General features: G+C 41.4%; 18 protein-coding genes and 1 riboswitch. Of the genes, 10 read left to right on the top strand and 8 right to left on the bottom strand.

Translation table 11 applies throughout. The annotated features are described in order from the left end of the window. Positions 1-50 precede the first annotated feature (50 nt). Entirely contained in the window at positions 51-1,310 is a 1,260-nt protein-coding gene (locus tag AC4HAJ_RS00225) for an NRAMP family divalent metal transporter (RefSeq protein ID WP_491078146.1), read from the top strand. A gap of 98 nt (positions 1,311-1,408) precedes the next feature. Here AC4HAJ_RS00225 and AC4HAJ_RS00230 read toward each other — a convergent pair whose 3' ends face one another. Then, positions 1,409-1,762, bottom strand: a complete 354-nt coding sequence (locus tag AC4HAJ_RS00230; protein ID WP_491078147.1) for a DUF3397 domain-containing protein — start codon at positions 1,760-1,762, stop codon at positions 1,409-1,411. Between the two features lie 172 nt (positions 1,763-1,934). On the opposite strand from AC4HAJ_RS00230, the gene rplK reads away from it, so the two are divergent. The 3 genes from rplK to pnuC all read left to right on the top strand — a co-directional run bounded on the left by rplK (position 1,935) and on the right by pnuC (position 4,039). Next, complete coding sequence (gene rplK / locus AC4HAJ_RS00235; RefSeq protein ID WP_491078148.1) at positions 1,935-2,360, top strand: 50S ribosomal protein L11; 426 nt, start codon at positions 1,935-1,937, stop codon at positions 2,358-2,360. Positions 2,361-2,452: 92 nt separating this feature from the next. Then, on the top strand, positions 2,453-3,142 hold the full coding sequence (gene rplA / locus AC4HAJ_RS00240; protein WP_491078149.1) for a 50S ribosomal protein L1: 690 nt from the start codon (positions 2,453-2,455) through the stop codon (positions 3,140-3,142). Positions 3,143-3,331: 189 nt separating this feature from the next. Next, positions 3,332-4,039: a nicotinamide riboside transporter PnuC gene (gene pnuC, locus AC4HAJ_RS00245; protein ID WP_491078150.1), complete on the top strand. Its 708-nt coding sequence runs from the start codon at positions 3,332-3,334 to the stop codon at positions 4,037-4,039. A gap of 125 nt (positions 4,040-4,164) precedes the next feature. On the opposite strand, the gene lysS is transcribed toward pnuC, so the two are convergent. Then, positions 4,165-5,655, bottom strand: coding sequence for a lysine--tRNA ligase (lysS, locus tag AC4HAJ_RS00250; protein WP_491078151.1), 1,491 nt, complete (start codon positions 5,653-5,655; stop codon positions 4,165-4,167). Positions 5,656-5,831: 176 nt separating this feature from the next. On the opposite strand from lysS, the gene AC4HAJ_RS00255 reads away from it, so the two are divergent. Together AC4HAJ_RS00255 and AC4HAJ_RS00260 are read left to right on the top strand one after the other, a co-directional pair. After that, positions 5,832-6,560, top strand: coding sequence for a DUF4767 domain-containing protein (locus tag AC4HAJ_RS00255; protein WP_491078152.1), 729 nt, complete (start codon positions 5,832-5,834; stop codon positions 6,558-6,560). Between the two features lie 71 nt (positions 6,561-6,631). Beyond that, on the top strand, positions 6,632-7,537 hold the full coding sequence (locus AC4HAJ_RS00260; protein WP_491078153.1) for an HAD family hydrolase: 906 nt from the start codon (positions 6,632-6,634) through the stop codon (positions 7,535-7,537). 77 nt (positions 7,538-7,614) lie between these two features. Here the strand turns inward: AC4HAJ_RS00260 and AC4HAJ_RS00265 are convergent, their stop codons facing one another. The 4 genes from AC4HAJ_RS00265 to AC4HAJ_RS00280 are packed head-to-tail and all read right to left on the bottom strand — an operon-like array spanning position 7,615 to position 10,597. After that, a complete protein-coding gene (locus AC4HAJ_RS00265; protein WP_491078154.1) occupies positions 7,615-8,265 on the bottom strand; it encodes an amino acid ABC transporter permease in 651 nt (216 codons plus the stop codon). Positions 8,266-8,280: 15 nt separating this feature from the next. Next, positions 8,281-8,988 carry an amino acid ABC transporter permease gene (locus AC4HAJ_RS00270; protein ID WP_491078155.1) on the bottom strand — a complete coding sequence of 236 codons (708 nt, stop codon included), beginning with the start codon at positions 8,986-8,988 and terminating at the stop codon, positions 8,281-8,283. A 12-nt stretch (positions 8,989-9,000) separates the two neighbouring features. Beyond that, positions 9,001-9,822: a transporter substrate-binding domain-containing protein gene (locus AC4HAJ_RS00275; protein ID WP_491078156.1), complete on the bottom strand. Its 822-nt coding sequence runs from the start codon at positions 9,820-9,822 to the stop codon at positions 9,001-9,003. A 10-nt stretch (positions 9,823-9,832) separates the two neighbouring features. Then, on the bottom strand, positions 9,833-10,597 hold the full coding sequence (locus AC4HAJ_RS00280) for an amino acid ABC transporter ATP-binding protein (protein WP_491078157.1): 765 nt from the start codon (positions 10,595-10,597) through the stop codon (positions 9,833-9,835). 208 nt (positions 10,598-10,805) lie between these two features. Here AC4HAJ_RS00280 and yycF point away from each other — a divergent pair, with 208 nt between their 5' ends. Genes yycF through AC4HAJ_RS00295 form a run of 3 tightly spaced genes read left to right on the top strand, consistent with a single transcriptional unit; the run spans position 10,806 to position 13,667 of the window. Then, on the top strand, positions 10,806-11,513 hold the full coding sequence (gene yycF / locus AC4HAJ_RS00285) for a response regulator YycF (protein WP_491078158.1): 708 nt from the start codon (positions 10,806-10,808) through the stop codon (positions 11,511-11,513). After that, the gene (gene vicK, locus AC4HAJ_RS00290) at positions 11,506-12,861 is read left to right on the top strand and encodes a cell wall metabolism sensor histidine kinase VicK (RefSeq protein ID WP_491078159.1); all 1,356 of its coding nucleotides are present in this window, start codon (positions 11,506-11,508) and stop codon (positions 12,859-12,861) included. Before yycF ends, vicK begins: the two co-directional genes overlap by 8 nt. Continuing rightward, positions 12,858-13,667, top strand: coding sequence for an MBL fold metallo-hydrolase (locus AC4HAJ_RS00295; protein ID WP_491078160.1), 810 nt, complete (start codon positions 12,858-12,860; stop codon positions 13,665-13,667). Before vicK ends, AC4HAJ_RS00295 begins: the two co-directional genes overlap by 4 nt. Positions 13,668-13,717: 50 nt before the next feature. Here AC4HAJ_RS00295 and AC4HAJ_RS00300 read toward each other — a convergent pair whose 3' ends face one another. Then, a complete protein-coding gene (locus tag AC4HAJ_RS00300; RefSeq protein ID WP_491078161.1) occupies positions 13,718-15,157 on the bottom strand; it encodes a TrkH family potassium uptake protein in 1,440 nt (479 codons plus the stop codon). Positions 15,158-15,167: 10 nt separating this feature from the next. Next, complete coding sequence (gene trkA / locus AC4HAJ_RS00305) at positions 15,168-16,520, bottom strand: Trk system potassium transporter TrkA (protein WP_491078162.1); 1,353 nt, start codon at positions 16,518-16,520, stop codon at positions 15,168-15,170. Positions 16,521-16,856: 336 nt separating this feature from the next. Between trkA and trmL the strand changes: the two genes are divergently transcribed. After that, entirely contained in the window at positions 16,857-17,405 is a 549-nt protein-coding gene (trmL, locus tag AC4HAJ_RS00310; RefSeq protein ID WP_491078163.1) for a tRNA (uridine(34)/cytosine(34)/5-carboxymethylaminomethyluridine(34)-2'-O)-methyltransferase TrmL, read from the top strand. A 267-nt stretch (positions 17,406-17,672) separates the two neighbouring features. After that, positions 17,673-17,807: riboswitch (FMN riboswitch) on the top strand. Positions 17,808-17,885 lie beyond the last annotated feature (78 nt).

Consider the following 17,885-nt stretch of genomic DNA (forward strand, 5'->3'; position numbering starts at 1 on the left):
GTGTAAATTTGACAGAAAAGTCAGAAAATTCTATGAATAGAGGTATTTTTATGGCAGAACAATCACAATCTACCTGGCAAACTAAGATAAAGGCTCTGGGACCTGGGATCATCACGGCCTCTGCAGCTGTTGGTGGCTCACATATCGTCTCCTCTACACAAGCCGGCGCCCGATTTGGGTGGTCTTTAGCGATCTTGGTCCTCTTGGTCAATCTTTTTAAATACCCTTTTTTCCGTTTTGGTTCTCAATATACGGCTGAGACTGGTAAGAACTTGGTTGAAGGTTATGCCGAAAAAGGGAAAGCTTATCTTTGGATTTACTTTATTCTCAACATTTTCTCAGCTGTGGTTAATACAGCGGGGGTTGGTATCTTGTGTGCAGCCATTGTTAAAAATGTGCTCCCAGCATCGTGGGGAATTTCCATCCAAAGTTTGACTTCTATCATTATTGTCATTATTTGGGGGATGTTGCTCCTTGGAGGCTATCGTTTTCTTGATGGTCTGTCCAAATGGATCATTTCACTGCTTACGATTGCGACGATTGGTGCGGTTGTCATTGCGCTTTTCAAGCACCGTGAGTTAGCGCCTGGATTTGTTCCAACATCACCATGGGATATCAAGTCTCTCCCCTTCATGATTTCACTTATGGGATGGATGCCTGCCCCAATCGAGATCTCAACCCTAAATTCCCTCTGGGCTGTTGAAAAACGGAAAGTAGTAGACGTTAATGAAGAAGATGCCCTCTTTGACTTTAACGTTGGTTATATCGGGACAGCGATTCTTGCCTTCTTTTTCCTTGCTATGGGTGCCCTTATTCAATACGGTAATGGCCAAGAAGTTGCAGGGCCATCTGCTCAATATATTGCTCAATTTGTTCATATGTATGCGACATCGTTTGGTGACTGGGCTGTGCCATTTATTAGCTTCATCGCTTTCTTGTGTATTTTTGGTACTGTAATCACAGTTATCGATGGCTACTCTCGTGCCAACAATGCTGCGCTTAGCCTGCTCATGGGTAAGAAAGAATCCTCAAAATCTTCCTTGATTACTTGGATGACGGTGACAGCAGTAGCTGGTTTGGTTATCGTTTACGGCTTTTCAGGTGAAGTGGCACGCATGCTTAGTTTCGCTATGATTGGGTCATTTATTACAACCCCATTCTTTGCCTACCTTAACTATAGCCTGATCAAATCTAAAGGTAAAAAACTACCAGCCTGGCTAGATTGGCTATCAATTGCTGGTTTGATTTTCCTTTTTGGCTTTGCCATCTTCTTTATCTACGCTTGGTTATCAGGTGCCGCGGGTATCTAAAATATAAGGTTGTTAAGCGACCAAAAGGAAATAAATTTATTAGTATAAATATAAAAAAACCTGTCCTTCTGTGTAAATAAAAGGGGACAGGTTTGTTCTTATTTTAGTGCGATTAGGACAACGGTAACGATATAAAAAATAGCTGTAAGTAAATAGCCCATCCGCCAGTAGAGCTTAAGAAAACGTCGATAGGAAAAAATTTTAATGTTGCCTACTTTTCGAAGCATGAATAGGCAGGTCGCAATAGCGAGTAGACACATCATCAGAAGATACTGAGGTAAGAAGCTGTGTGTGAAATAGCGATTAGACATCCAGAGAATGGCTAGTGTTAAAAAAGGTAAACTGATATCGGGAAATTTGATCGTAAAGCGTGTGAGATCAAAATAGCGCACTAAAAACTGAGCCAGAAAAGGAATTAAAAAGAAATAAATTATAGCGAAAAGATAGATCATGAGTTTATTTTATCGCTAAACGGTTTTAAAGTAAACTTTTTCTATCAAAAAGTGAAAAAACCTTGATTTTGTGAGGCATTGCTGTATAATAAATAAGGTATGCGCTTTGCATACTTGTGGGAGGTAAAAATCTTATCCTTACCGCCAAAACCACAAAGGAGGAAATTACAAAATGGCTAAAAAAGTCGAAAATGTCGTAAAACTTCAAATTCCTGCTGGTAAAGCTACACCAGCTCCACCGGTTGGTCCTGCACTTGGTCAAGCCGGAATCAATATCATGGGATTCACTAAAGAGTTTAACGCTCGTACAGCTGACCAAGCTGGTATGTTGATCCCAGTTGTTATCTCTGTGTATGAAGACAAATCATTTGATTTCATCACTAAAACTCCACCAGCTGCTGTTCTTTTGAAAAAGGCTGCAGGTGTCGAAAAAGGTTCAGGTGAACCAAACAGAACAAAAGTTGCTTCAGTCACTCGTGCACAAGTGCAAGAAATTGCTGAAACAAAAATGCCTGACTTGAACGCTGCCAACATCGAATCTGCTATGCGCATGATCGAAGGAACTGCACGTTCAATGGGATTCACTATTACTGACTAATAGAATCCACCTTCACCGAGTTTAAGCATAGTGCTTACGGTGTGGAAGATGAAAATCGATAGGACCACATAACACAAGGAGAAAAAGATAACATGGCTAAAAAAAGCAAACAAATGCGTGCTGCCCTTGAAAAGGTAGACACTACTAAAGCTTACAGTGTAGAAGAAGCTGTAGCACTCGCAAAGGAAACAAACTTTGCAAAATTTGACGCAACAGTAGAAGTTGCTTACAACCTTAATATTGATGTTAAGAAGGCTGACCAACAGATCCGTGGTGCAATGGTCTTGCCAAACGGAACTGGTAAAACTTCTCGCGTTCTTGTATTTGCGCGTGGTGCTAAGGCTGAAGAAGCTAAAGCAGCTGGTGCAGACTACGTTGGTGAAGAAGAACTTGTTCAAAAAATCAACGATGGTTGGTTGGACTTCGATGTTGTTGTTGCGACACCTGACATGATGGCAGTAGTTGGTCGTCTCGGACGTGTCCTTGGACCACGTAACCTCATGCCAAACCCTAAAACTGGTACCGTAACTATGGACGTTGCTAAAGCTGTTGAAGAGTCTAAGGGTGGTAAGATTACTTACCGTGCTGACAAGGCAGGTAACGTACAAGCTATCATCGGTAAGGTATCATTTGATACTGATAAGTTGGTTGAAAACTTCAAAGCGTTTAACGATGTTGTCGCTAAAGCAAAACCAGCAACTGTTAAAGGGGCTTACATCACTAACTTGTCTATCACTACTACTCAAGGTGTTGGTATCAAGGTTGATGCTAACTCACTATAGTGAAATGAAAAACTCAGGTTTCTACCTGAGTTTTTTTGTCAATCTAATATAAAACTTATATAGTTTTGCTCTTAGGAAGTATTGCTTGAACCCCACTAAATATAGTGTTAGAATAGTTTTCTGTTGCGCTATATTTAGTGTATTTTGTTGTTTTAGAAATATCTAAAACTATTAGAATTGGAGAGATACATGTCGACATTATCGTTTAAGCAGTCCTTCAATCTGGCTTGGGGACGTTTTAGTAAGGGTCAGAAAGTGTTTGCAGTCCTTGCTTTTTTAGCTTCGCTTGGTTTTACAATGAATAGTGTTTTACCGACCATCTTAGCCGGTGATTATACAGTTTTAAATGTCCTATCTATCATTATGTCTATTTTTGGATTTTTAGGAACTTGGACGTTGGCGATACAGTGGCAGCATACCTTTAAATTAAATGGTGTTCAAAATGTTTCTGGTGCTCTGGTAGCTGGTATGCAAGGCATCTATGGTGACATGATTACCAGTTTTTACTATTTAGTGACAGAGTTTATTGGCCATTTTTCATGGAATAAGCGCCGGGCAGATGATGGTGAGCTAGTTGTGGATAAGGCATTTGGTTGGAGAGATATTATCGTAGCGATTTTTTTCTGGACGATTGGGCTTGGGGTTCTTTCTTGGCTTATTGGTGGACAGAGGATTATCCTAGATGCGCTAACGAACGGTCTTTCTTTTACAGCTCAGCAGCGTCAGGTTAAAGGCCATCTTGATGGGTATTATCTCTGGCTTTTAGTTGATATTCTTAGTTTTATCCTTTTCTTATCGGTGGGTAATGATATTGTTGCTTTTAGCTATCTAGCTATGCTGATGCAGGGGTTTGTTGGGATTATGATTTGGAAAAATGGTCTCGGAGAAGATAGGTAGAAATACTGTTGGAATTGCTTTAGTGCTCTTGTATTTAATCGTGCTAGTATTAAAGAACAATAGAAAAGAATGCCCTTGTTCCTCATTTTAAAGAAACAAGGGCATTCTTTTTGTACAACTATCAATTATTTCATGGTTGGGAACAGCAATACATCACGTATTGTTGTAGTATCTGTCAAGAGCATGACCAGGCGGTCGATTCCGATCCCGAGTCCGCCGGTTGGCGGCATGCCATATTCGAGGGCTTCGATATAGTCATAGTCAATACCTGTGGCTTCATCATCACCCAACTCTTTGGCTGCTGCTTGAGCTTTGAAGCGCTCTAATTGATCGATTGGATCGTTCAATTCAGTAAAGGCATTACCGTACTCTTTGGTCATGATGAAGAGTTCAAAGCGGTCGGTAAAGCGTGGATCTTCAGCATTCTTCTTAGCGAGTGGCGATACGGCTACAGGGTGTCCATAGACAAAGGTCGGTTGAATCAAGGTTTCTTCGACGAATTCTTCAAAGAAGGCATTGATAATATGCCCAACTTCAGTATAGTGTTTTTCAACTGGTACATTTTTTTCTTTAGCGATTGCAAGGGCTTGGTCGAATGTCATTTCTTGCCAGAAATTGATACCTGTTACTTCCTGGATAGCATCAACCATATGCACACGCTTGAAAGGCTCATTGATCTTAATTTCAGTATCCTGATAGATAACCGGTGAATCTCCTTTAACAGCTTTGGCAGCGTGCTGGATAATGCCTTCTGTCAAATCCATGATATCATTGAAATCTGCATAGGCCTGATAGACCTCAATGGAGGTGAATTCAGGGTTATGGGTAGCATCCATCCCCTCGTTGCGGAAGATACGGCCGATTTCATAAACACGCTCCATACCACCAACAATCAGGCGTTTGAGGTGGAGTTCGGTTGCAATACGAAGCACCATATCCATATCTTGAGCATTGTGGTGGGTAATAAATGGCTTGGCTGCTGCTCCTCCAGCTTCATTGTGAAGGACAGGAGTTTCTACTTCGAGGAAACCTTGGTCATCAAGATAGCGACGGATTTCTGAGATAATTTTTGAGCGGGTAACAAAGCGATCAAAGCTTTCACGGTTGGTGATGAGATCTAGATAACGTTTGCGGTATTTAGTCTCAACATCGGTCAAACCGTGGAATTTTTCAGGTAGTGGGCGAAGGGCTTTAGACAAGTGAGTGATGTGAGTGGCTTTGATGGATAGCTCACCCATATCCGTACGCATGACTTCACCTTCAACACCGAGAAAATCGCCAAGATCGGCTTTTTTGAAGATGTCATAGTTTTCTTCGCCGACTGTATCCTTACGGACGTAGATTTGGATTTGTCCTTGTCGGTCTTGAATGTGGGCAAAGCCAACTTTTCCCTTGCCACGCTTGGTCATGAGACGGCCAGCAATAGTAGCTGTCTCATCTAAGTCATGCAGTTCCTCTTTGGTCTTATCAGCGTATTTGCCTTTGAGCTCGCCGGAGTTGGTAGAAGCTTCAAAGCGTTTACCAAATGGATCAATCCCTTGCTCAATGAGGGCCGCCATTTTTTCACGGCGGACGATCTGCTGGTCATTTAATTCTTCATGGTGTTGCTGTGACATTGTTTTCCTCCAGAAAATTCTTCACATTATTTTATCATAAAATAGTAGGTATTAGTAGCGACTTGATGATTATTTTAAAGTCTGTAGAGGCTTAGAGAGTCTTCTCGCAATTCTCTTAGAAAGGTTGCTATCTCTATGGTATAATAGTAAGGAAATATTCAGAAGGGCACGGAATCATGAGACAATTATCTCAAGAAGAAATCGAATGGGCCAGAGCTTTTCAGGCTATCCATGGTCGTATGCCATCGATGGATGAGCTAGCCCAAGGGATGGACAGGGTCCGAGGAACTTCGACTGGTTTAGAGGCCCAGAAGCTCAAAGGCTCAGGGAAAAGATTTGGAAGCAAGGAGAAACTTGTCGCTAGTTTGATTATCTTTGGACTTCTAGTTGTTGTAACGGTTTTGGTCTTTGAGTTAAGAGAGCAAAAGCAAACAGCAGCACATTCTCTAGTCACTTCCTCCAATCGGACCACTAGCAGTGATGAGTCAAGTTCTCAGGCTTCTAAGAGCGAAAGGCCTTCTCAGTCTTCATCAGCTAGTCGATCCTCTTCATCCAGTAGTGCAACAAGCAGTCGCTACTGGAATTCTGATAAGGCTTCTCAGCTGTCTAGTTTTATGGACAGCTGGGGAGAGGAAATGGGGCAGCCTGATTATAAGCAATTGACGCGTATGCTGACGATTCGCTGGTTGGATGGTCGTAGTTTAGAAAGCGACTGGGCGGTTGTTGATGGTTATGAGTACTGGTATTCAACTGGTAATAAAGTTCATCGTTACATCTTTGTTATCAATAGTGCTGGTCAGTCCAAGGTTCTTTATTCACAGGATACCAATGGAGATACATACTGGGTTAAAGAAACTGAAAATCAGGAACTCAAAGATGGCTTCAAAGAGATTGTTACTGGTTAGCAGCGTCTAATTGGTAAGGTTGCCTCTTAGTTCTGCTGCTTAATTTTGAGAGATAAATTTGTGAGGATATCATGATTACTTCGATTGTTTTTGATGTAGACGATACTATTTATGACCAGCAGGCTCCCTATCGCCTAGCTATGGAGAAGTGTTTTCCAGACTTTGATATGACAGCTATTAATCAGGCTTATATCCGTTTTCGTCATTATTCGGATGTTGGCTTTCCCCGTGTCATGGCTGGCGAATGGACGACTGAGTATTTCCGATTTTGGCGCTGTAAGGAAACGCTAGTAGAATTTGGGTACCCAGAGATAGATGAGGCAGCCGGTCAAGCTTTCCAAGATGTCTATGAGCATGAGTTGGATCATATTACTATGCTTGATGAGATGCGTATGACTCTTGATTTTCTCAAAGAAAAAGGTGTTCCTATGGGAGTCATTACTAATGGTCCTACAGAGCATCAGCTGAAAAAAATTCATAAATTAGGGCTTTATGATTATATTGAGCCTAAAAATGTGATCGTCAGCCAGGCGACAGGTTTTCAAAAACCTGAGAAGGAAATTTTTAATCTAGCAGCTGAACAATTTGGGATGAATCCAGAAACGACCCTTTACGTTGGCGATTCTTATGATAACGATGTTATTGGGGCTAAGCGCAGTGGTTGGCAGGCAATGTGGTTCAACCACCGTGGGCGCAGTCTTAAGTCTGGTGTTAAACCCGTCTATGATCTAGCTATTGATAATTTTGAGCAGCTCTACGGGGCTGTCAAGGTTCTCTTTGACCTTCCTAATAGTAAGTTTCTCTTTGATGCTAATGATAAGGAAAATCCTATCCTTAAGATGGGATTGGAAAACGGTTTGATGATGGCTGCAGAGCGCCTGTTGGAGTCTAATATGAGTATTGATAAAGTTGTTATCTTATTACGGCTTACTGCACAGCAAGAGCGTATCCTACGTATGAAATATGCAACACGATGAATAGAAAAAACTTACAGATCATGACATCTGTAAGTTTTTTTATATCTTCTAAGGCGCTATGTAGCTTCGGATCTACCTTATTCAGAAGCTTGCTCCCATTTACGTGATAAGTAGCGAGAGTAGCTTGAAATCCCGTAGTTGACAAGGAAGTAAGCTAGTGTAATGAGAAGGTATAAGGTGAAGATTTGGCTGGTTTCAAAATACTTTCCCATAAGGATTTGACTTTTACCAAAAAGATCTTGCAGGGCAATAACAGAATAAAGAAAGCTAGTGTCTTTAACGACGGTTACAAACTGCGAAATAATTGACGGCAACATCTTGCGAATGGCTTGAGGTAAAATGATGATATAGAGAATTTGAAAGTGAGTAAACCCTTGTGAGAGTCCAGCTTCTGTCTGTCCCTTATCAATGGCGTTTAATCCTCCACGGATAATTTCAGCTAAGGCAGCTGAGGTGAAAATAGTAAAGGCAGTAATACCAGCCGGCGTTGCCTTGAGTTGGAATACTAGGAAGACGATGAAAATCCAAAGTAAGTTGGGCACATTACGGACAAACTCAATGTAGATACTAGCAATAATACTGAGGATTTTATTGCTGCTGTTACGCATGACTGCTAGGATCATCCCTAAAATCGTTGATAGGATAATGATGATAAAGGCAAGATACAAGGTTGTCCACAGTCCTTCTGCTAGGAATTTGAGATTATAAGGTGCTAATAAATCTGACATTTAATCCGCTCCTCTCTATAAACTGTAGGCTTTTTTGTTAGCTTCTTCTTGGCGGCGTCCCCACTTAGCAATTGGAAAACATAGCACAAAGTAGAGAAGGGCAGCGCCAACAAATGCTGGAATATAATTAGTTGTTTCGTAAGCCCAGGCTTTGGCTGTAAACATGATATCAGCCCCCGAAATGATAGCAACCGTAGAAGTGTTCTTGATTAGGTTGACGACCTGGTTGATCATTGGTGGAATGATGATTCGAATCGCTTGAGGTAAGATGATCAGAGTCATCGTTTCACGATAGGTAAAGCCTTGCGATAAGGCTGCTTCCGTTTGTCCACGCGGGATGGATTCAATACCTGAGCGGATAACCTCAGCCATGTAGGCCCCTGTATAAATGCCAACACAAAGGACTGAGGTTAAAAAGGCAGGTACTTTGATGGCACCGTTTGTCAGGATCGAAATCCCATAAAAAACAAAGACAAAATGCACTAGAAGTGGTGTATTTTGAAAAATTTCTACATAGACACGTGCTAGGGCCTTGGCAAATTTATTGCGAGAGGAGGACATGGCTCCAAAAATTAGGCCGAGCAGTAAAGCTAGAATGAGTGCCCCAATAGCCATGCCTAGGGTATAGAAGAATCCTTTGGCAAATTCACCAAAGTTGTCAAAGTAAGCAGCCCAGCGAGATAGATCATAGGGGCTGTCACCAGCAGCTAATAAATAGGTCATAGGATCTCCTTTCTAGTTTTCTGCAGGCTGAGACGGTTCAAGATCGTAGCGTTGGTAGATTTTCTCCAGGCTTCCGTCTTGACGCCATTGGTTCAGTAAGCCATTGACATAGTCGGTTACTTCTGTGTTTGTTTTTTTAGAAGCAATCCCGTATTCCATAGTGTCAAAGCCTTGGTCTAGGATTTGGTTTTGCTTGCTGACATAACCGGATAGGATAGATTTATCGACAGAAAAAGCATCAATACGGTAAGCTCGAAGGGCAATAGCCAGCTCTGGATAGCTACCTAACTGGATATACTTAAAGCTAATATGATTGTCTTTGGCATAGGCATCTAGTGAGGCCTTGGTTGAGGAGCCCTGTGCAATTCCGATCGTCTTACCATCTAACTCTTTTGGATCTTTGATTCCAGATTTTTTGTTGACCAAAAAGCCAATTTCATCGTAATAATAAGGATTTGATATGCTGTAATTAGCTTTTCTTTCGTCATTGATAGTGTAGGTCGCTATGGTCATATCTACTTGACCATTGTCCAACAGAGCCTCACGTGTTTGAGCTGTTACGGGTGTGTAGGCCACCTTGACGCCAATATTGTCAGCAATTTTCTTGGCAATATCGACTTCCATACCGGTGTACTTGCCGGTCTTAGCATCAAAATAGCCAAAGTTAGGAACGTCTTGCTTAACACCGACCCGCAGGACACCACGCTTTTTGATCTCTTGAACTTGATCAGGAAGCTGGCTTTGCTCTTTAGCATTTGCTAGTTGTAGATGTCTTAATCCTATGCCGATGGTTAGGATTAAGATAAGACTTGTCAATAAGGAAAGTTTCTTCATAGGTCCCTCCTTACTCTGCTTCGATACGGTCGCTGGTGTGATTGATGATCTTAGATAAGAACTGCTTAGCGCGTGGCTCTCTCGGATTGTCAAAGAAGCCATCGACATCTGTCGTATCTTCTAAAATCTCGCCATCGGCCATAAAGATGATACGATCCGCTACACTGCGGGCAAAGCCCATCTCATGGGTAACCACTACCATATTCATGCCTTCTTTGGCTAAATTTTGCATAACTGTTAAGACATCACCGATGGTTTCAGGATCCAGGGCTGATGTTGGTTCATCAAAGAGCAGGAGTTCCGGCTTCATAGCTAAGCCACGGGCAATGGCGACACGTTGCTTTTGCCCCCCAGAAAGCATGCCTGGATAGGAGTCCTTGCGGTCCCACATATTGACATAGGTAAGATATTTTTCGGCGAGTTCAGTCGCTTCTTTTTCACTCATACCAAGGACACGTACAGGGGCTAAGATGACGTTTTCTAAAACGGTTTTATGGGGATAGAGGTTGAAGTGCTGAAAGACCATTCCGACTTCTTTACGCAGTTGAACAAGCTCCTTATTGGAAGCGTTGGAAACTTGGTGACCATTGACCGTTAAACTCCCTTGGTCGATACTCTCAAGTGCGTTCATGGTGCGAATCAGTGTTGATTTACCAGAACCTGAAGGGCCAAGTAGTACGACGACCTGACCTTTTTCAATGTTTACATTGATATTGCGGAGCGCATGATAGTCACCGTAGTATTTTTCAACATTTTTGTATTCAATTAGGGCCATGATTACCTCCACTCGAATTTTTATTGATAGATGTCAGAATTTCTGACATTGTAAACAGTCTACTATAATTGTTGATAGTTGTCAATATTTTCTGAAAATTTATAGCATGAAAGGGATCTATAAGACTTCTTATGTTTGCCTAAGTGGAAAAAAATCTGTTATAATAGGTCTTAAGTACCATCGTAGGTTTAGAAAAGGAGAGAGTAGCATGAAAAAGATTTTAGTGGTTGATGATGAAAAACCAATTTCTGATATTATTAAATTTAATTTGATTAAAGAAGGGTATGAGGTTGTTACAGCTTTTGATGGCCGTGAAGCCCTAGAGAAGTTTGAGGAGAGCAATCCTGATTTGATCATCTTGGATTGGATGTTACCAGAGCTTGAGGGGCTTGAGGTAGCCAAGGAAATTCGCAAGAGCAGCCATATTCCTATTATTATGTTGTCTGCTAAAGACAGCGAATTTGACAAAGTCATTGGATTGGAAATTGGTGCGGATGACTATGTGACCAAGCCGTTTTCAAATCGTGAACTATTGGCACGTATCAAGGCTCATCTTCGTCGTACGGAAACGATTGAGACAGCAGTGGCAGAAGAAAATAATAGCTCAGATAATGAGTTGAATATTGGTGACCTTCAGATTATTCCAGATGCCTTTGTTGCCAAGAAGCGTGATAAGGAAATTGAGCTGACCCACCGGGAGTTTGAGCTGCTGCACCATTTGGCTACTCATATTGGCCAAGTGATGACACGTGAACATTTGCTGGAGTCTGTCTGGGGATATGACTATTTTGGAGATGTTCGTACGGTTGATGTTACAATTCGTCGTTTGCGTGAAAAAATAGAGGACACACCTAGCCGCCCAGAATATATTTTAACCCGCCGTGGTGTCGGTTATTATATGAAATCATATGACTAATAATTTTTGGATAAAAAATGTAAATACTTTTGAGTTTGCCTTACTCATCCTGTTAGCCTTCGTATCTGTTTATTTTATTTACTTGGCCTTTAGGGAATACCGTAATACTAAGACGATCAGAATGATCAGTAAAAAAATTACGGATTTGATCGGTGGTGACTATACGGAGGATTTGGAGTTAAAAGGTGATCGCGAGTTGATTGATCTGGGGAAAAATGTCAACGATCTTTCAGATGTCTTACGTCTAACCCATGAACATCTCTCGCAAGAGCGTAATCGATTGGCCTCCGTCCTCTCTTATATGAGTGACGGAGTTTTAGCGACCAATCGTGTGGGTAAGATCATCATGATCAATGAAACCGCTCAAAAACAGCTCAATCTTACTCGGGAAGAAGCTCTAGATATGAATATTATGGAGCTGATCGATGGAGATGACTATAGCTTTAGAGATTTGATTACTCATACGCCTGAGATCACGATCAATCGGCGAAATGAATATGACGAATTTATCACTCTGAGGATTAACTTTGCTCTCAATCGCCGTGAAAGTGGCTTTATTTCAGGTCTTGTAGCAGTTTTGCATGATACAACGGAGCAGGAAAAAGAGGAGCGGGAACGCCGTCTCTTTGTCTCAACGGTGAGTCATGAGCTGCGTACCCCTTTGACTTCAGTTAAATCCTACTTGGAAGCTCTTAATGAAGGCGCCTTACAGGAGGATGTAGCACCAAGTTTTATTCAGGTCTCTCTTGATGAGACCAATCGGATGATGCGGATGATTTCGGATCTTTTGCAGCTGTCTCGTATTGATAATGATAATAGTCATTTGGAGATTGAGATGATTAATTTCACAGCCTTTATGGATGTTATTTTGGATCGTTTCGATCAAATCAAACAGCAGCAAGATTCTGATAAGGACTATGAAATCATCAGGAATTATACCTCCAATCCGATTTGGATCGAGATCGATACAGATAAGATCAATCAGGTCCTGGATAATATCCTTAATAATGCTATTAAATATTCTCCAGATGGTGGGAAGATTTCAGTTGTGATGACCACCACTGAAAGTCAGTTGATTATCTCTATTTCTGACCAAGGTTTAGGGATTCCTAAGAAGGATCTTCCGATGATCTTTGATCGTTTTTATCGTGTGGATAAGGCTAGAAGTCGTGCTCAAGGTGGTACAGGTCTTGGTTTATCGATTGCTAAGGAGATTGTCAAGCTGCATGACGGCTTTATCTGGGCCAAGAGTGACTATGGGGAAGGTTCGACCTTCACGATTGTTTTACCTTATGATAAGGATGCTGGCTTAGAGGATGACTGGGGAGGAGATGATGATATCGAATGAGCAGTGATGGCTTTAAATATAGTATCTTGGCCTCAGGATCAAGTGGCAATTCCTTTTATTTAGAAACACCGCAGAAAAAAATTTTAATTGATGCTGGTCTATCCGGTAAAAAGATCACAAGTCTCTTATCTGAGATTGATCGTAAGCCAGAGGATTTAGATGCTATTTTAGTGACTCATGAGCATAAGGACCATATCCACGGTGTCGGTGTTCTGGCACGAAAATATGATTTGCCGATCTACGCTAATGAAAAAACCTGGCAAATTATGGATGAGCATAATATGCTGGGTAAAATTAATCCTGAGTTGAAGCGTATTTTTGAGCGAGGGAAACTCATAACCTTTGGAGACATAGATATTGAGAGTTTTGGTGTCAGTCATGATGCTGTGGATCCACAATTCTATCGTTTTATGAAGGATAATAAGAGCTTTGTTATGCTGACAGATACTGGTTATGTCAGTGATCGTATGGCCGGCTTTATTGAAAATGCGGATGGCTATCTGATCGAGTCTAATCATGATGTGGAAATCTTGCGTTCAGGGGCTTATCCTTGGAGTCTCAAGCAGAGAATACTATCTGATCGTGGTCATTTGTCCAATGAAGATGGTTCAGAGACGATGATCAGGACTATCGGTCGTAAGACTAAGAAGATTTACCTAGGGCATCTGAGTAAGGAAAATAATATCAAGGAATTAGCGCATATGACAATGGAGAATAATCTTGCGCAAGCTGATTTTGGCGTTGGCCATGATTTTCAAGTCTTGGATACATCTCCAGATGAAGCGAGTCCACTGACAGATATATAAAAAAATCAATCTCAAGAAAGAGATTGATTTTTTTATATTGTATCTGTTTCTTAATACTTGGACCAGGTCTTTGGGATAAAGAGTAAGAGCAGGGGATAGATTTCTAAACGTCCAGCGATCATGGCAAAAGACATGAGGAGTTTGGCCCAAGGGCTAAAAATATCAAAAGTTTTAGCTGTTCCCAGCATAGGTCCAATATTATTGAAGGTCGAAGCAGCAGCACTGAAGACAATCATAAAATTATTTTGATCGATACTGAGTAAGAGTACGAGAGTGAGGAAAATCATGGTATAAACGGCTAGGTACTTCAAAACGCTGTGTTGGGTATCTTTATCGAGAGGACTTTTATTGATATGAAGTGAAAAAACACGATTGGGGTAGAGATTTTTAAGCACTTGATTGCGTGCAATCTTAGCTGTAATTAGTCCCCGCATGACCTTGAAACCACCTGCTGTGGAGCCTGCAGATCCCCCGATAAACATGAGAAGCAGCAGGATAATTTGTGAAAATAGAGGCCATTTCGTGAGGTCGGTAATCCCAAATCCGGTCGTTGTCATGACATTAGCTACTTCAAAGAAACTGTACTCTAGGCTGTTGTGCCAAGAACCGTAGAGGCTAAAGATATTCAAGAAAATAAGAACTGTTGCTATGATAACAATACCAATATAAGTCTTGAGTTCCTCATCGCCGAAGAAGCTCTTGAATTTACGTAATAAAAGGAAATAGTAGAGATTGAAATTCACTCCAAAGATTAGGGTTCCAGTTGCCACAACTGTAGAAATGAGGCTACTGTTGTAATGGGCAATACTGTCATTGTAGACTGCAAACCCGCCGGTACCAGCCCCTCCCATAGCTGTGATCAAGCTATCGTAGAGAGGCATGCCAACTAACCATAGAATCAAGGCGAAGATGACGAACATAGCCAGATAAATAATATAGAGGATCTGGGCGGTACTTTTGAGTTTAGAAACCACCTTGCCAAAGATAGGACCGGGGACTTCAGCCCTCATAATTTCTAAGTGGGCATTCTTAGAATTTTCCATAATAGCTAGAGCAAAGACCAGCACCCCCATCCCACCGATGAGATGGGTGAAACTTCTCCAAAATAAGAGGGAGTGTGATAGAACAGCCACATCAGGAAGGATAGTAGCCCCAGTCGTCGTAAATCCCGAGCTGACTTCAAAGAAGGCATCGATTAGGCTGGGAATCTGTCCTGAAAAAACGAAGGGCAAAGCGCCAAAGAAGGACCATAGAATCCAGCATAGGGATACGATTAAGAGCCCTTCTTTACTATAGATTTGGTATTTTTTAGGTTTGAAATAGCTGCCGATACCACCTAAGATCAGTAAAATACCGATTGTTGCTAGAATACTGAGGACAACAGTTGGCTCCTCTTTGTAACCAAGAGCAAGGACGAGCGGGACAAGTAACAATCCAGCTTCAATTAACATGAGCTTAGACAGGAGATAACGGACCATAGAACGATTCATCTAGGCGACCTCACTTTTCTAATAAATCATAAATGTCTGTGACATTTGATTGAAGGGTGACGAGGATGATTTTATCCCCCACTTCGTAGGTATCCTGTCCAGTAGGAAAAATAACTTGTCCTTTGCGAATAATGGCGGCTACCAGTACCCCTTTTTTAAGTTTGATTTCTGAGATATGCTTACCAGCCACCTTATTTTTAGGACGGATTTCAAACTGTAGGGTTTCAATTCGCCCATTAGCAATATGATGGATGGCGTCAAGCGAGGAGGATTCTTGGGCATTATCACGCCCTCTGATGAAGTGCATCATGTTGTCAACAGCAATAGATTTTGGCGTTACAATACTAGAAAAGCTATCTGTATCGATAATCTCTAAGAGACTGGTTCGATTGACCTTAGTAATATTCTTTTCAATTCCCAGGGTGTTGAGGAACATGGAAGAGATGATGTTTTCTTCATCGACACCCGTCAGGGTTGCGACGGCATCGTAATTTTCTACGCCTTCTTCCACTAAGATGTTTTTGGCTGTTCCATCCCCTTGGATGATTGGAATTTCTGGGAATTCCTGACTGAAGAAGCGACTTCTATTTTCATTGATTTCGATAACCTTGAGCTTCATTTTGGTATGGCGGAGGATATTGAGCAGGTAGTAGCTGATACGGCCTGCGCCGACAATCATGAGATTTTTGAGAACCTTACTCTTAACAAAGTTGTGAAAGAGAATCATTTCCACACGATTACCTGTGACGAAAATTTTATCACCAGTTTCGATAGTCGCTTCGCCATCAGGGATAGTGATGTCTTCACCACGTTGGATGGCGCAGACAACAATATTACCGAATTTTTGTCGGAATTGCTCCAGACTCATATTACACAGGCGACTGTTTTCAGAGATTTTAAATTCCATCATCATAATGCGTCCGTTGACAAAGTGCTCAACAGAGAGTGCTCCTGGGAAGTCAACGGCATTAGCAATCTGACGGGCTGTCAGGAGCTCAGGATTGACAACCATTGAAAAACCTAAGAAATTTTGTTCTTTAAAATAGCTGTTAGAATACTCAGGATTGCGGACGCGGACAATGGTCTCTTTAGCCCCCATTTTTTTGGCTAGGACGGCTGAGATCATATTGACTTCATCTTGATTGGTCATAGCGACAAAAATGTCGCAATTTTTAACGTCTGCTTGTTCGAGGATTTTAAAGTTGGCCCCATTACCGACCAAGCCCATGATATCTAGGCGTTTGGTCAGGTGATTGAGGACTTCCTCTTTTTCCTCGATCAGGGTAATATCATGCTGTTCTTGTACTAGGGATCGGCAGAGGGCAGTCCCTACTTTACCACCACCAACAACAATAATTTTCATGTTTATTCCTCATCTTATTAACTAGCGAAAAGTCGCTTTAAACTAGTATACTATCATACTCTTTTTTTGGAGAAATTGCATCAAAATTATTAAAAAAATATAGGGGTGACATATCTATGTTACAAAGCTGTAGAACTCTTGAAAAAAAGCAGGATTTGATAAAAATTTTACAAATTCAGTTGACATCTTTTAATATCGTGTTATACTTATTAACAATGATTCGTTCATTTAAATCACACCTGTTATGATTTAAGTTAACGAGCCACCATCAACCATGCTGTCTGCTGAGCTTGACTCCAGGCAGTGTGGTTATTTTTTTACAAAAAAGAGGTAGGTATGACGGTTCAACCTTTTATACAGGAAAGTTATCAGGAGAAAGCAGCTAGAAATCATGTGGTTTTATTTGAGCCTCAGATTCCAGCTAATACAGGCAATATCGCTAGGACTTGCGCAGCAACAAATAGTCCCTTACACATTATTCGTCCCATGGGGTTTCCGATTGATGATCGTAAGATGAAGCGTGCTGGTTTAGATTATTGGGACAAGCTTGATATTAGGTTTTATGACAGTTTGGAAGAGTTTATGCAGCAGTGTCCAGGTCAGGTACATCTTGTGACAAAGTTTGCGCAGAAGACTTATTCTGATGAGGATTATGATGATGGTCAGCTTCATTATTTTATGTTTGGCCGAGAAGACAAGGGACTTCCAGAAGACTTTATGCGTCGGTATTCTGAACAGGCTATTCGTATCCCTATGAATGACCAGCATGTTCGCAGTCTAAATCTTTCAAATACGGTTACGATGATTATCTATGAAGCTCTTCGTCAGCAGGACTATGTGGGTCTAGAAAGAGTTCATCAGTACCCAAAAGATAAGTTAAAATAAACAGAGCTCTTAAATTATACTACAGACAGGTTAGATCAAAAGAGAGTGGGACAAAATCGTGATTTTGTCCCACTCTCTTTTTGCATGTTCACTTAGTGATGTTGGTGTAGTTAAGGACGCAGGTTGTTTTGCTCTTTTGTGGCTTTGGCATTATGTGGGCTGTTAGGGTGCTCTTGTTAGGGTTGGACTATTTTGTAATTATAGGAAAGCTGGATGATTTAGAGCGATTTCTTTTCTTGCATTCTTCTTGGAATTTTACTATACTTGTGGTGTCTTCAGGGCAGGGTGAGATTCCCGACCGGCGGTGATTGCTTGCAGGGGCAAGTAAAAGTCCGCGAGCCAAGTGGCTGATGTGGTGAGATTCCGCAACCGACAGTATAGTCTGGATGGGAGGAGACAGGTTTTTTGTGATCGCTGAGAGTGTTTCTTTGCACCTGCTTTTGATCAACGAATAACTATGCCTCCTTCAATTTGAAAAAA

It is taken from the genome of Streptococcus sp. ALY_211, assembly GCF_058314555.1.